The organism is Bradyrhizobium sp. 186 (assembly GCF_023101685.1).
In the GTDB taxonomy this organism is placed as follows: Bacteria; Pseudomonadota; Alphaproteobacteria; order Rhizobiales; family Xanthobacteraceae; genus Bradyrhizobium.
The window spans coordinates 2411654-2425722 of the sequence record NZ_CP082164.1 but is presented as its reverse complement, the minus strand read 5'-3'; the positions used below and the strand labels follow the sequence as shown (position 1 = coordinate 2425722).

Annotated in this window: 11 protein-coding genes and 2 pseudogenes; 11 read left to right on the top strand and 2 right to left on the bottom strand. The window is 58.7% G+C overall.

Annotation, left to right across the window (positions count from 1 at the left end):
- Nucleotides 1-166 precede the first annotated feature (166 nt).
- Nucleotides 167-718, top strand: a complete 552-nt coding sequence (locus IVB18_RS11265; RefSeq protein ID WP_247989229.1) for a DUF1080 domain-containing protein — start codon at nucleotides 167-169, stop codon at nucleotides 716-718.
- Between the two features lie 881 nt (nucleotides 719-1599).
- On the opposite strand, the gene IVB18_RS11260 is transcribed toward IVB18_RS11265, so the two are convergent.
- Nucleotides 1600-1893: a hypothetical protein gene (locus IVB18_RS11260; RefSeq protein ID WP_247989228.1), complete on the bottom strand. Its 294-nt coding sequence runs from the start codon at nucleotides 1891-1893 to the stop codon at nucleotides 1600-1602.
- Between the two features lie 429 nt (nucleotides 1894-2322).
- Between IVB18_RS11260 and IVB18_RS11255 the strand changes: the two are divergent.
- The 9 genes and pseudogenes from IVB18_RS11255 to IVB18_RS11215 all read left to right on the top strand — a co-directional run bounded on the left by IVB18_RS11255 (nucleotide 2323) and on the right by IVB18_RS11215 (nucleotide 12302).
- Nucleotides 2323-3189: pseudogene (locus IVB18_RS11255) on the top strand (transglutaminase family protein).
- A gap of 29 nt (nucleotides 3190-3218) precedes the next feature.
- Nucleotides 3219-3455 carry a hypothetical protein gene (locus IVB18_RS11250; protein ID WP_247989227.1) on the top strand — a complete coding sequence of 79 codons (237 nt, stop codon included), beginning with the start codon at nucleotides 3219-3221 and terminating at the stop codon, nucleotides 3453-3455.
- 43 nt (nucleotides 3456-3498) lie between these two features.
- A complete protein-coding gene (locus IVB18_RS11245) occupies nucleotides 3499-4416 on the top strand; it encodes a class I mannose-6-phosphate isomerase (protein ID WP_247989226.1) in 918 nt (305 codons plus the stop codon).
- Entirely contained in the window at nucleotides 4404-6680 is a 2277-nt protein-coding gene (locus IVB18_RS11240; protein WP_247989225.1) for a glycosyltransferase family 4 protein, read from the top strand. The genes IVB18_RS11245 and IVB18_RS11240 overlap by 13 nt, the downstream gene beginning before the upstream one ends.
- A 42-nt stretch (nucleotides 6681-6722) precedes the next feature.
- Nucleotides 6723-8021, top strand: coding sequence for a glycoside hydrolase family 130 protein (locus IVB18_RS11235; protein WP_247989224.1), 1299 nt, complete (start codon nucleotides 6723-6725; stop codon nucleotides 8019-8021).
- Between the two features lie 511 nt (nucleotides 8022-8532).
- Nucleotides 8533-8712 (top strand): hypothetical protein, encoded by a 180-nt coding sequence (locus IVB18_RS11230; protein ID WP_247989223.1) that lies wholly within the window; start codon nucleotides 8533-8535, stop codon nucleotides 8710-8712.
- 1486 nt (nucleotides 8713-10198) lie between these two features.
- The gene (locus IVB18_RS11225) at nucleotides 10199-10408 is read left to right on the top strand and encodes a PRC-barrel domain-containing protein (protein WP_135217292.1); all 210 of its coding nucleotides are present in this window, start codon (nucleotides 10199-10201) and stop codon (nucleotides 10406-10408) included.
- A 345-nt stretch (nucleotides 10409-10753) separates the two neighbouring features.
- A pseudogene (locus tag IVB18_RS11220) lies at nucleotides 10754-11068 on the top strand (transposase); the annotation flags it as partial.
- Nucleotides 11034-12302, top strand: coding sequence for a DUF2130 domain-containing protein (locus tag IVB18_RS11215; protein ID WP_247989222.1), 1269 nt, complete (start codon nucleotides 11034-11036; stop codon nucleotides 12300-12302). The pseudogene IVB18_RS11220 and the gene IVB18_RS11215, both read left to right, overlap by 35 nt.
- Before the next feature lie 363 nt (nucleotides 12303-12665).
- Here IVB18_RS11215 and tenA read toward each other — a convergent pair whose 3' ends face one another.
- On the bottom strand, nucleotides 12666-13340 hold the full coding sequence (gene tenA, locus IVB18_RS11210) for a thiaminase II (RefSeq protein ID WP_247989221.1): 675 nt from the start codon (nucleotides 13338-13340) through the stop codon (nucleotides 12666-12668).
- Nucleotides 13341-13599: 259 nt separating this feature from the next.
- Here tenA and IVB18_RS11205 point away from each other — a divergent pair, with 259 nt between their 5' ends.
- The gene (locus IVB18_RS11205; protein WP_247989220.1) at nucleotides 13600-13962 is read left to right on the top strand and encodes a hypothetical protein; all 363 of its coding nucleotides are present in this window, start codon (nucleotides 13600-13602) and stop codon (nucleotides 13960-13962) included.
- Nucleotides 13963-14069: the final 107 nt, after the last annotated feature.

Sequence of the window (14069 nt, the reverse complement as noted above, 5' to 3'; positions counted from 1 at the left end):
CATGCCTCTCCTATCTTCGTTGAATAGCCAGAATTTGCGCAAGGGCCTATTATCAGACTAGCGCCCGGAGAGACAATCGGCAGACAACCAGGAGGAGATAATCATGCCAAAGACGTTGCGACATTCTTTGCAATTCGCACTTGCACTCGTCGCCTCGGGTTTCGCCATGAGTCAGGCGCTGCCGCAGGCTAAAGCTCAGGAAGCGGGCTGGATCACGCTGTTCGACGGCAAAGACCTCGAACAATGGGATCAGGTCGGGAAATCCAATTGGCATCTGGCGGACGGCACAGTAATTGCCGACAAGATGGAAGACAAAGAGGCCGGTTATCTCGTCAGCAAGAAGCCGTACAAGGACTTCGTGCTGCGCGTCGAATTCTGGCCGAGCGATGATGCAAACAGCGGCATTTATTTCCGCTGCCTCGACGCCAAGAAGATCACCGACCGTACCTGCTACGAAGCCAATATCTTTGACCAGCGGCCCGATCCGAGTTACGGCACTGGCGCGATCACACGTTACGTCGAGATCAATCCGATGCCGAAAGCCGGCGGCAAATGGAATACGTTCGAGATTACGGCGAAGGGGCGCGACATCACGGTCGTGCTCAATGGACAGAAAACGGCCGAGCTGCGGAACGGAATGTTCGATGAAGGCTCGATCGCCCTGCAACACGGCGCGGGAGCGATTAAGTTCCGCAAGGTGGAGATCAAGCCCTTGTAAGGCGGGTGTACGCTACGGCACGAGACTGCTACGCCGCGAAATTTCGATTAGGCGAATGTCGCCTATGGGTCAATCGCGACGGTTTTCGTCTGACTTCGCGGATGTCCGGTCTACCCCCAATTGCCGCCGTGATGCTGATCACTGCGTTGTTTCGCGGCGAGCCAAAATCAAACATACACAGCGCCAAATCCCCGCCGATGACACGCTGTAAGCGAGTGGGACTACACCTATAGGCCGTTCTTGCGGGAACGTCGGCCCAGAGAGGCAGAACCTCGTATGCGCTCAGGCCGCGATCACGGCGATTGGCCGGATAGACGAGATGGCGTGTCAGCGTGCGGTACCGGCGCACGGTTGCACGCTGCCTTGAGCAGGTCCCGGTTGATATAATCAACGATACTGCAAAAACCTGGCTCTCCTTTCCGCGCGATAGACATCGCGAATTCATAAACCATCAGCTCCGGTCCGCTTTGGTTTACCAGACCCCTTAAGCTTTCTCGTCCGCGAGCATGCAATGGTGGCTGCAGATCGGGGACAAATCCCGACAGGGAAGCGTCAGGGTCAGGCCGCATGGCGGCCTGGCCCGCCATCTCGGGAATGCAATGCCTACAAAAACAACGCCACAAAGGCCAAAACGCAAGAAATCAAAAGCGCACTCGTTGCCGTCCTCCTCGGCATCGATGCTATCGGTGGCCACGCGAAACCTGATTAATATGGTCGCAGTATCCGCCGCCTCGTGCACAGTCCTGCTCGGGCTTCTTGCTGCCAAGCATTTTTGACGAGCAGCATTCGCGTATGCGTTGTTATGGAAGCAATCGGTCAGCGGCCTAGCATTCCGGCGGTTCGCGCAGGGACCCCCGGCCGGCCCCATTGGCATAACCTTCTTACAGATCAATCACCTCGATCAATCGCTCGTTAATCGACCGCGCGAGATCGACTACGTAGCGATGATGAGTGAACAAGATGATCTGTTGCTGCTGTCCAGCAGCCACTAGAAGCCGAAGCATGGCTGACGAACGGCTCTCGTCGAAACTTGAAAATAGATCGTCGCCAATGAACGGGATCGGCTCGGAGCTACGGCGCTCGAGAAGTGCGCGCCGCGCAATCCAAAGGCCGGAGCACCGTCGAGGTCTGGCCGAAATCTCGATCGCCGATTGGCAGATTTTATTGCCTCCCATTCAGCGGTGCTAGAGGAGGACGACCCTCCGCTCGTGTACGCGCGATTTGCAGGTAGAAAGACTTACCGCACCTTCGCGCGAGCATTAGCGAGGGGCAATAGTTCGCGCGCAGGAGACCAGCTATTTGCCATACTAAGCCGTTTTTATTGCCGGTTGATGGACAGCAGCGCGAATAAGGCAGAATCACCCTGAGCTTGAGCGGCTTCCCGCGTAGTTTCAAACCCCGACGCGATCTCTGTTGCACCGTCGGAAACGTTCCACTTCCAACGTCCCTGACCGGATTGCGACACGGCTACGTCAAGCAGGCGAACTGGGGATTTGGCCATATCAACAATATGAGCCTGAGTTCCGCAGTTACAAGTGCGCCGTGCGCCGAGATCGCATAGTCTGCCTCGAACTGCTTGTAAGCGTGGAATATTGGAGCTCCTGTTGGTTGCGCTTCGAATTCAACATAAAAAACTATCTATCGTTTCCGTGAATCGGTGAGGCTTGCACCACACCGCTTGATGCTTCGTCCACGCGAAAGTCGCGACCTTCGTCTCGCATCGCAGAACTTGACGATAACGCCGGTAGCGGTGCAGACGTGGGCATATGACGTCTTCGGTAATGCAGTCGCTGTGGCCACGTTCACGGCCATGACCGATATGCTCGTTATCGATAGCGTGGCGAATATCTCGCTTAACACGGCTGATTGTCCGGTTTTTGCCATCGCCGCTTCGGCTATCTCCTACCCATTTCGCTATTCCACTGACGAATGGACCGACCTCGGAGCACTGGCTATCGCGCAATATCCTGATCCAGCAGAGCGGCTGCAAAACTGGGCGAGAGGTTTCGTCCGCAGCAGTCCGACCGATACCCTTTCCCTGCTCAAGGACCTGAATGCCGGTGTCGCGCAACGCATCCAGTATCAGAGCCCGCGAAGCCGAGGGCACCCAATCGCCCAACGAGACGCTCGACTGTGGCTGGGGCTCGTGCCGCGACTTCGCGGTTTTGCTCGCAGAAGCAGCACGCAAGCTCGGCTTCGGTACGCGCGTCGTGTCGGGTTATCTGCACGATTCGAACCACGACCGGCTGGGCTCGGCCGAAGCGGGCTCGACCCACGCTTGGGCCGAGGTTTTTGTCCCCGGCGCGGGCTGGATTACCTTCGACCCGACCAACCGCAGCGTCGGAGGCAGCAATCTGATCCCCGTTGCGGTCGCTCGCGATATCAGCCAGTGCACGCCGGTGTCAGGGAACTTCTTTGGCAGCAGTGATAGCTTTCTGAACATGGATGTGGAGGTATCGGTCACCTCATAGTCAGAACGTGTCGAACTGTCGATTGCGGCATGACCGAAGATAGTCATATCTATCTAGGAAGAAAGAGCGCACAGTCGGTGACGATTTCGTCGCCCGTCGAACGATGGTGCCAGTCCGGGCGTCATCCTTCGCAGAATTGGCTTGCGGAACTGAGCTGCCATCAGGGTCGCCGTAAAACGATGCTGGCAGCGAACGCCATTCAGCGCAACCACATCACCGAAGCCAGGCCCACGCCGCTCTCTTCTCGAAGAGAAAGCGTCGCCTGATCGCGAGTGGTACGGCTTGCGTCGCAGAGGCCAGGGAGACCGAGTGTCGATCGAGCGCGCCATTGTCGAGGCCAGACGCAAGCCGTGGGGAAGCCGCAATTTGCTTCCCTGGAGCGACATTGCCGCCAGTGACGATCCGATCGGCGAATTATGGTTTCGGCGCGCGGACGCGACTTTCCCGGCGAGTGTGCTGCTGCTCAAACTGCTCTTCACGACCGAGCCGCTGTCCATTCAGGTTCACCCCGACGATACGTTCGCCCGATCAATCGGTCTGGCCAATGGCAAGACCGAGGCGTGGTACATTCTTTCGGCCGCGCCTGATGCCCGGGTTGCCATCGGATTGAAGCGTTCGCTCTCATCGACGGAGCTGCGAACCGCTATTTCCGATGGCTCGATCGGTGGCCTCGTGCAGTGGCGTCCGGTTCGCAGCGGTGATGCTATTTTTGTTCCCGCCGGCACCATTCATTCGATCGGCGCGGGCATCGTTCTTGCCGAAATCCAGCAGCAAAGCGACGCCACGTTCCGCCTTTTCGACTACGGGCGGCAGCGTGAGCTGCATCCCGACAATGCCGTTGCGGCTACAAGGGCAGGGCCAGCACCGCGTCAACTGCCTTCGCAGAAACTGAATGAGACGCGAACAGCCCTCGTCACTAGCGCCCATTTTTTTCTTGAGCAAATCGATCTTGCCGCCGGTTCGGTCTGGACGCTCGACGCCCAGGATGAGGCCTGGGTTGTCTTGATTGAGGGACAAGGCCAGATGGCAGCAGCGACAATGTCCGTCGGTCAAGCCGTCTTTCTCGAGGCAGATCAGCTTAAGATCGAGGCCGGCCCCGAAGGCTTGAGGGCACTCCTCGCCTATCCCGGCCCACATGCAGATTCAGTTGCACTCGTTGAGCAGCGCCGAACCACGCCCGGGCATCCCCGTCCGAAAACAGAGGAGGTGCAAACGTGGTCACGCTAAATCGGGTCGCATTCATCGGCAATTCGCTGCCTCGCCGGTGTGGCATAGCGACCTTCACTACCGATCTTCAGCACGCTGTCGCTGCCTCGCGGCCTGATCTGGAGACGGTCGTCGTCGCGATGACCGATCACGGCCAGGCCTATGACTATCCTTCCACGGTTGGATTTCAGGTCAACGACGATCAGCCGGAGGACTATATTCGTGCGGCGGAGTTCTTGAACCACGGCCGGTTCGAGGTTGTTTCTCTTCAGCATGAATTTGGCATTTTCGGCGGCGACGCCGGCGGTCACATCCTGGCCCTGCTGTCGCGCCTGAATATGCCAGTCGTGACCACGCTCCATACCGTGCTTGCCGAGCCGACGAAGGTGCAACGCGAAGTCATCGTCCGGATTTCCGATATATCGTCCAAGATCGTGGTCATGGCCGAAAAGGGCCGCGAATTGCTGCGAACCGTTTATCAAGTGGTCGACGAGAAGATCGAGGTCATCGCGCACGGAATTCCGGAATTTGCATTCGTTGAACCGGACGAGGCCAAAGCCAAGCGAGGTTTCAGCGGCCGGGCAGTCATTCTTACTTTCGGCCTTCTGTCGCACAACAAGGGAATCGAAGTCATGATCGACGCCATGCCTGCGATCCTGAGAAGCCGTCCGGATGCGGTCTATGTCGTGCTCGGCGCTACCCATCCTAACCTGATACGCGACCAGGGCGAAGCCTATCGCGAGAGCCTCGTGGCGCGTGTTCGTGAGCTCGGTATCGACAAGCATGTCGTGTTTCTTGACCAGTTCGTCGATCAGCCGACGCTACTCGATTTCATTTCGATGTGCGATGTCTATGTTACGCCGTATCTAAACGAAGCCCAGATGACGTCGGGCACGCTGGCTTACAGTTTTGGCTTGGGAAAGGCGGTCGTCTCCACGCCATACTGGCATGCGCGCGAGTTGCTGGCCGATGGCCGTGGTATCCTGGTTCCGTTTGGGGACGCCGCCGCCATCGGCAACGAAATCGCGAAGCTACTCACCAACGCGGTGTTGCGGCAAGCCATGCGGAAGCGCGCCTATTCGAGCAGCCGTCCCATGACATGGGAGCGGACGGCAGAACGCTATGTGTCAACGTTCGAGGGCGCCGGCCGCAGGCATCGTCTCAAGACGATTGCGCGCTCAGACACAAGCACGCTGCTGCGCGACAGCCGCGCGCCACCGGAAATGCGCATCGATCATTTGCTATCGATGTGCGACGACACCGGATTGTTCCAGCACGCCGTACATTGCGTGCCGGATCGCTCCCACGGCTATTGTGTCGACGATAACGCCCGCGCGCTGCTACTGGCGTGCGCGCTCAACATTCCCGGCGAGGAGCGATTGCCGGAGGTATTGACGGCGCGGTTTGCCGGCTTTGTCCAGCATGCCTGGAATCCCAACACCCGGCGGTTTCGCAATTTCATGGGCTTTAACCGCAGCTGGCTTGAGGATAGGGGGTCGGAAGACAGCCATGGCCGGACGTTGTGGGCGCTCGGCGCATGCTCGTTGACCGATGCGAACCTGTCGCGGCGGACATGGGCTGCGGCGCTTTTCGCCGAGGCTGTGGGGAGCGTAGACGCCTTTCACTCGCCGCGCGCCTGGGCTTTCGTCCTGCTGGGACTCGACGGTTATTGCACCGCCGTTCCCGGCGACTTGGGCGCCGCCGATCTCCGGCTTCGGTTGGCGGATAGATTAATCGCGATCTTCGATGCGGTCGAGACGCAGGACTGGGTTTGGTTCGAAGAAGGGCTTGCCTACGACAACGCCCGTTTGTCGCAAGCCCTCATCCTGACCGGCATGGCCACCAAGAGGGCCGTCTATCTGGATGGCGGCCTGAAATCGCTGCGTTGGTTGGTGAAGCGGCAGACATCTGCGAGCGGTCAGTTCCGCCCGGTCGGCACCGAAGGCTTTGGCGAGACACGCCTGACGCCGCGGGCGTTCGATCAACAACCGCTAGAGGCCGCGGCCACCATCGCCGCCTGTCTCGCGGCATGGCGCGCCGACCATGACGTCGAGTGGAAAGCCGAAGCCGCGCGTGTGTTCGCGTGGTTCCTTGGCAGCAACGACCTTTCGGTTTCCCTGGTCGATCTGGAAACCGGGAGTTGCCGGGACGGCCTGCATCCCGACCGTCCGAATGAGAACCGCGGCGGGGAATCGGTCGTGTCGTACTTGCTCGGCCTCTGCGAGATCAGACAACTCGCCCGCCTGAGTGAAAGCCGCGTACAGCCCGCGCCGCTGGTTGCCTGACGGCCTGTCATTATTTTCCCTCTCGTTGAATCCGAGGATGCTTTGTCGCAATCTCCATTCCTGAACCGTCAGGCGCTTTATCTGCGGCCCGATCCAACACGGGTCATCGTGCGCCCCTTCAAGCCGGCTACCGAGCCGCGCGATCTCAACCCCACGGACAAGACCCGCGCGAACCACATCGTCGATCGGGTTCTAGCACTCGGTGCCGATGCGGCAGCCCGCCAACTCGCCGATGTTCTTGAGAATTTCCTCGGCCGCCACCGCAATTTGCTGCGAGCGTTCGAGGCCCGCGCCGACGAAATGGAAGGTGCGTTGGCCGTCCACGCCTCGTTCACGCAAACGCAACGCCAATTGGTCGGTGCCTATTTTCTCAACGAATATTCGTTCGAAGCATCTGCCTTATTCAACCCGAGTATCGTAGCGCATCCCGATCAGTCCGGCGCGCCTCCCGACGCGTTACGTTTCGTCTTGAGCCTTCGTGCCGTCGGAGAAGGCCACATTTCGTCGCTGACCTTTCGGTCCGGAATGATCGCGGCAGACGGAGCGGTCAGCGTCGATCCAACGACGCGCCTGGCCTCGAGTCCTGCCATTCTCGCGCAGACGCAGGGGCCAGCCGGGGAGGATGTCGAGATCGCTTTCCAAAGCGGCGAAGATATCAGCGAGCGGGTCATCTTTCCCATTACCTCATCTCAGTCGAATGGCATTGAGGACGCACGCTTCGTGCAGTTCAGCGATGGCGAACGACAGATCTACTACGCGACCTACACTGCCTATAGCGGCAGGGCGATCAGGTCGGAGCTGATTGAGACGTCCGATTTCGTATCGTTCAGGCTGTCCACTCTGAAGGGCAGCGCCGCGCGCAACAAGGGTATGGCGCTCTTCCCGAAGAGGATCGGCGGCCGATATGCCATGATCGCCCGGCAAGACAATGAAAATCTCTATCTCATCTATTCCGACGACCTCTATACATGGGACGATTGCGGCCACGCGTTTCTGAAACCCGAATTCCCGTGGGAGTTCGTGCAGATCGGCAATTGCGGGTCGCCGATCGAACTGGATGAGGGCTGGCTGCTGCTAACCCACGGTGTCGGGCCGGTTCGAAAATATTCGATCGGGGCAGCGTTGCTGGACAAGAACGATCCCTCGAAAGTGCTTGCGCGCCTGAGTGAACCCTTGCTTCGGCCCGATCCGTCCGAACGCGAGGGATATGTCCCAAACGTCGTGTACACCTGCGGCGCGTTGCGACATCACGACAAGATCATTTTCCCCTACGCCGTCTCGGATACATTCTCCAACTTCGCGACGATCAACATCGCCAGCCTGATGAACGCCATGGAATGAACGATAATTGGTTCGTTTACCTAGTTCCGTAAAAGCAAGACGAATGCCTGCAAACGGCCGATTTTGATGCTCTCTACGCAACTTTACGCTACGCAACACAGAGCGCCTGAGTGGGTGGGCGGGCGCGCAACCAGCGATGCGAGCCGCCGCAGGTTCTGGGCAATTGCGCCGACTTGCTCAATCTCTCACGAGCCTAAGCTGGAGGGCAATAGGATGCATTGCATCACAGCGCGGTCCACGCTAGAGCAGCGGCAAATTTAGAGGTGGACACATGTCATTTGCCTATAAGCTGAATGAAGACGTTCGCCATCAGCCCCAAGGTCCACAAGGACGTGCCGCAAATGATCCACCAATGATTTACACCATTGTTCAACATATGCCCGTCGAGGCAGATGGACGTCTTAGATACCGCATCAAGTGCAAGTCGGAGAATATCGAGCGAGTCGTTACGGAAGATCAGCTTTCGTATTCTCAGTGATCTGGCGCGCTTGGTGACCTTAGGAGTCTAGTCGTGCTGAATGATCGAGAAAATATCCTGAGCGCGCTCCGCGAAAAGCCACTCAAAGTCTACGAAGTCATGAAACGCGCCAATGTCGTGAATGAAGAAGCATGCCAATCCCTTCTATTGAAAATGCGAGACGAAGGCTTGGTGAAGTTCGATATCCACAAAGGGCGATGGCTCATCGGATGATTCGTGAAATTCGGCGCCCGTCCAGCGTTGATCACGGAAGGCTCGCTGCGGCGCTTAGGGACACGCTCAGACTTAGAGGATCAAGCCTTTCGTAGCGCCCGATCGACCTTGAGCGGTTGCCTAAATTTTTTTGGCAATAGCGCCGAGTGGCCGCGATGTAGCCTAAGGTCAGAGACGGAAGTGCTCGGGGTCGGGCGAAGCAGGTCAGCTGTTCCTCCAGTATCCGACCTGGGCTCCGGCTATGATCAGCAGCTGGCAGGCGTCGGCCGCCGTTCGCACATCCGATGTTATGGAATGATTCAGACGAGGTCCGCTCCGGTGCACTCAGCGGACAAACAAAGTTGTAAATCTGACGTCAGCGTTGGGCACAATATCGGAAGTAACGGACACGAAGTTGCGGCGTAGGCAGAGGCAGCGTTCAATCCGACAGACGAGGAATGCGACGTATGGATGCGAGCGCGATGGGATGTGAGGCAAAGGCGTTACAGCCTTGCTTGCCGAACGGGCGCGATGCCCCATGACTTAAGGCAGCGCCGCCAATGCATTTCTGAGTTACACCGGCCGTTTTAGCCACCAGACCGTATCAAATACGGATCCACGGACCCAGCTAATCGGTCCGCCACTTGTATGGCGGCCAGCGTGGACTGCTTTTCGCGATGAAGCGAGCCGACGGAATTCACGACCAGCCCACTACAAGCAAGAACAGCTATCGCAATCGCAGCGAGATATTTGGTCCTCATGACGATGGTCCCCTTTATCGCCCCATGAACTAACCGGATGGCCCCATGAACTAACCGGATCGCCCCATGAACTAACCGGATCGCCCCATGAACTAACCGGATCGCCCCATGAACTAACCGGATCGCCCCATGAACTAACCGGATCGCCCCATGAACTAACCGGGCACTCTCAGAAATGGTTCCCGAACGCATGCGGCCCAATGTTTTCGGCCGCATCGGAAGTTGCTTCCATGGCGCCAGCGAGTAGCCGCTGGGGCAGGTTCCTCCTTCGGAATGGAACATCGCGGTCGCGATCAGAAAATCAAGGAACGAAAGCGTCCGCCAGGCTTTAGAAAAACTGAGGCCGTCGCTCGCCGGTAGTAACACGGCGCATGTCGCGGATAGCCAAAGGTCGTGGCGAACGACCCGCTGTTCTCAATACAAGCGCTCGCGCAGATAGCCAAAAGCGACGGTCTCCGGTTCTATTCAAAATCGCCAGCAGTGCCCCGATCGGTTGCGGGGGGAGTGCACGGCGTGCTGGCGGAACCGAAGGCTCCGTCATGCGCAACCGAATTGACATTGACCACATACACAGTCGGGCCATCGTTCGAGAGATCGGCGAGAGACTACGTGCGTCGCTGAAACCAGAGCCGGAACTACCGGCGAGCCTGAGAGCGCAAATCGATCGGCTCCGCGAATTCGAAGCGGCCGAGCACTGGAAGTCGCGCGGTTGAGCCGCAGTCGGCTCGGCGGAACATGGATGAACGATGCCGCCGGTGAAGCTTCGTGCATCGACGATCTTGAATGAGTACGGTAAGGCGCAATCCGAATTGATCGGCAAAACCGTCGTCCTTACCGACGGAAAGGCAGGCACGGTCGAGAACGTTTGGCTGGATGAATTGCACGGGCTTCGGATTTCAATCAAAGGTCATGACGGAAGATGGCCGGTCTCAACCATCAAGTTCGAGGAGAACTAGACCTTCGCACCCGCTGCGCACCACCCATAGCGCGCTATTTCAGAACATTCCGATCAGGATGAAAAACCCGATCTCAATCAGGAACGTCGTGCTCATAACCGCGACCGTAAGGAACACGTCGCTCGCCGAAAGAGGGTTCATGAATGCCTCGCATCTTGCGAAGCCCCGGGAGCAAATCATTCAGGCTAGAAAATGTTTCAGTTCCAAACGCAGACGGCGCGAGATGCGAGCGGGGCGGACATCCGAGGCGGCCTAAGGCAAGGCCCGCTAATGGGATGGTCCGGCCGTGCTCCGGCCCTGCCAGCACGACAAGCTGGCAAGGGGCGGCCAAGACAGGAGCACGCCATGTCTCAGAAACTCAGCTCAGCGATCGCCGTGATAGGCATCGATATCGGCAAGAACTCGTTCCACATCGTGGGCCACGATCAGCGCGGCGCAATCGTGCTGCGGCAGAAGTGGTCACGCGGCCAGGTAGAAGCACGGCTCGCCAACCTGCCAGCGTGCTTAATCGGTATGGAGGCCTGCGTCGGCGCGCATCATCTCAGTCGCAAGCTCCAAATGCTCGGCCACGACGCCCGACTGATGCCCGCGAAATACGTGCGCCCCTATTCGAAGGGACAGAAGAATGACTTCCGTGATGCGGAAGCCATCGCCGAGGCTGACCGAATCTCTTGCCGCTCCTCTTCTTGCGGAGACCCGCCGGCAGTTTCAGGAACAGCTTGCCAGCAAGGATGCCGAAGTTTCGCGCAAGACCGAGGCGTTACGCCAGGAGCGCGAGCAAGTCCTCAAGGACCGCGAGGCGATCAACGATCAAGTCATGCAGCGTTTGGCGGCCGAACGCGCCCAACTGATCGAGGCCGAAGCCAGGAAGGCGCGTGATGCTTCAGCAGCAGACCTGGAGGCACGGACCAACGAGATTGCAGAGTTGCAGCGGACGTTACAGAGCAACAACGCCAAGCTGGCGGAGGCGCAGCAGGCGCAAGCGGAGCTCATCCGCAAGCAGAGGGCGCTGGACGAAGAGAAGCGCGAGCTCGACCTGACGATCGAGCGGCGCGTGCAGGCCTCCATCGAACAAATTCACGCCAAAGCCAGGCAGGAGGCGGACGAAGCTGCCCGGCTGCGGGTTGCGGAGAAGGACCAGACTATCGAGTCGATGACTCGAACGATCGAGGAATTGAAGAGGAAAGCTGAGCAGGGATCGCAGCAGTCGCAAGGCGAGGTTTTCGAGCTCGAACTTGAGGAACTTTTGCGAGGTCGTTTCCCCACGGATTCGATTGAACCGGTCGGTAAGGGTGAGCTGGGCGCAGACGTTATGCAGCAGGTGAACAGCCAGATCGGTCAGCCCGCTGGTATTATCCTGTGGGAAACGAAACGCACGAAGGCCTGGAGCGATGGGTGGCTGGGCAAGTTGCGTGACGATCAACGTCGCTCGGGCGCAGATGTGGCTCTGATCATTTCCCAGGCCCTGCCCAAACACGTCGAGCAGTTCGATCGGATCGACGGCGTGTGGGTGGCGCACCCCCGGTGCGCGCTACCCGTAGCCGTAGCTCTTCGCCAGGCGCTGATCGACGTGAGCAGCTCTCGCCTTGTGCAGCAGGGACAGCACACCAAAATGGAGCAGGTCTACCACTACCTGAGCGGCAACAAGTTTCGGCAGCGTGTGGAGGCGGTCGTCGAGAAATTCAATGACATGCGCGAAGACCTGGACAAGGAACGCAAGTTCCTCGTCAGACAGTGGGCCAAGCGAGAAGCACAGATACTGGCCGTCCTCGATTCCACGGTTGGCATGGTCGGAGACCTTCAGGCTATCGCGGGCAAGGCGATGCCGGAAATCCCCAGCTTGGAAATGCCGCTGCTGGAGAATGAGGCCGACCCGGCTCGCAAAGCCGGTTAGAGCCACAAAATTCTGGGGTGCCCCGCCACCTCCTGAGAAATTGTCGATCGGAACCCAAGTGAGTTGATCGAGCCACTACCCCGGCTGACGAACGCGATCGACTTCGATACGAAAACGCTTTTCAATGCGACAAGCTTAGACAGGTCTTACGACAAGATCGTCGTGGCCTGGCGGAGAGAGTGGGACGGACGGTGCGGCGTTGCATTTGCCGTGGCGACTCGGTGGCGATTCCAGACAAACAAAAAGCCGCTCCGAAGGGCGGCTTTTTGATTTCGTGCTGCAAATACAGCATCTTATTTGGTTGCGGGGATAGGATTTGAACCTATGACCTTCAGGTTATGAGCCTCACGATTGCCGAAATGACTATTCAACACGCTGGCCCGCGCGCCAGCCCATCTCCCAGAAGTCGGCCTCGAGTCGGGTGGCTTCCTTGAATACCGCGATCAGCTCTACCTCGCGGGCTGGCGTGGAGTAGCGGTCGGCGAGATGCTCCAGGTGCGCCCGTGCTTTCGCCGCGACCTCCTGGTATGGCATGCCAGCATACTCGGCGATCCAAACGCGATATGGGTTCGTCGCAGCGTCCGCGTCGGGTCGCGAGGCGAGCCGCATTGCGATCTCCGCGTAGCCGATCACGCAGGGGGCAAGCGCCACCTTGAGTGCCAGCAGATCACCGCGCATTCCGGCGTCGAGCACGTAGCGTGTATAGGCCAGCATCTCGACCGCCGGAGGGGTTTGTTCGAGGTCGCTCGGGGACAGGCCCCAACCGGCGCAGAGCTTCACATGCAGGTTCATCTCGACGTCGAGGATGGCCGCGAGGCCGGCCGCCCCTTCATGCATGTCGGCAAGCTTGGGCGACTTGTAGACCGAGAGCGCGTAGGCGCGAGCAAACTCGATGAGGAACAGGTAGTCCTGAGCGAGGTAGTGACGAAACGCCGCTTCGGGGAGCGAGCCGTCAGCCAACCGGTCCGTGAAGGGATGCTCGGTATAAGCCCGCCACTCGAGAGATGCTTCTGTCTTTAGACGCTGGAAGAAACTCACGATTTTTTCTCCGGGCCTGCTTTCCCAAGAAAGTCTTTGGCTCGCTTCCGAGAGCGCGTTGCAAGCCGGGTGAACGTTGACCTTGACAGGCAGCCGAGATCAACCGGCACGATGACACACAATTCGCTGGTCGTCGGGGCCGTTAGGATTGACATGCGTTCTCACGTCGTTACCAACAGCAGGCACACGCTCCAAGTCCAAGTTTCGATTGCGAACGAACCGCACCAGTTTCGTACCAGAACAACCCGCACGAAGCGAAATGAACGCAGCCGGTTTCCTGCAAAAGCGCAGGAAAATCAACGACGGCGACGATTATCCAGCCGCAAATACGGTCTGGCTGCAGGATCGAGCCCCGCTGGCCGGCTGGGATGTTAAACAGCTGGCGTTGCCCGGCGGGCGCACGGCCCCTGTGATGGGGACGAACCATCCGAGCTATTTCTTTTATGCCGCCAACATGTATACGACCGGCCCGGACAAGGACGAGAAGAACTTCGCCCTTGGGATGGAAGTAATGAAGCAGGACATCGTCGCGGCCTGCTGGCGGGGGCGCCAAAAAGATTGCAAGTCGCTAGTTGACTTCTCCACGCGCACGATCGCATGCGAACGGCTCGACATGACTTGAATGGTCTCGGACCAGGTCTAAGTCGCGGGGCACAAGAACCACTGCCCGGCGGGGTTACAGGTCCCGTTCGACGAATTTGCGAAACTCGTCTGACACGGAACGAGCAA

What these genes read in the sequence shown, in the direction of transcription:
- IVB18_RS11215 (WP_247989222.1), top strand. Translation starts at nt 11,034, where the DNA reads ATGACTTCCGTGATGCGGAAGCCATCGCCGAGGCTGACCGAATCTCTT.
- IVB18_RS11225 (WP_135217292.1), top strand. Translation starts at nt 10,199, where the DNA reads ATGCCGCCGGTGAAGCTTCGTGCATCGACGATCTTGAATGAGTACGGT.
- IVB18_RS11265 (WP_247989229.1), top strand. Translation starts at nt 167, where the DNA reads ATGAGTCAGGCGCTGCCGCAGGCTAAAGCTCAGGAAGCGGGCTGGATC.
- IVB18_RS11250 (WP_247989227.1), top strand. Translation starts at nt 3,219, where the DNA reads ATGACCGAAGATAGTCATATCTATCTAGGAAGAAAGAGCGCACAGTCG.
- IVB18_RS11205 (WP_247989220.1), top strand. Translation starts at nt 13,600, where the DNA reads ATGAACGCAGCCGGTTTCCTGCAAAAGCGCAGGAAAATCAACGACGGC.
- IVB18_RS11260 (WP_247989228.1), bottom strand. Translation starts at nt 1,893, where the DNA reads ATGGGAGGCAATAAAATCTGCCAATCGGCGATCGAGATTTCGGCCAGA.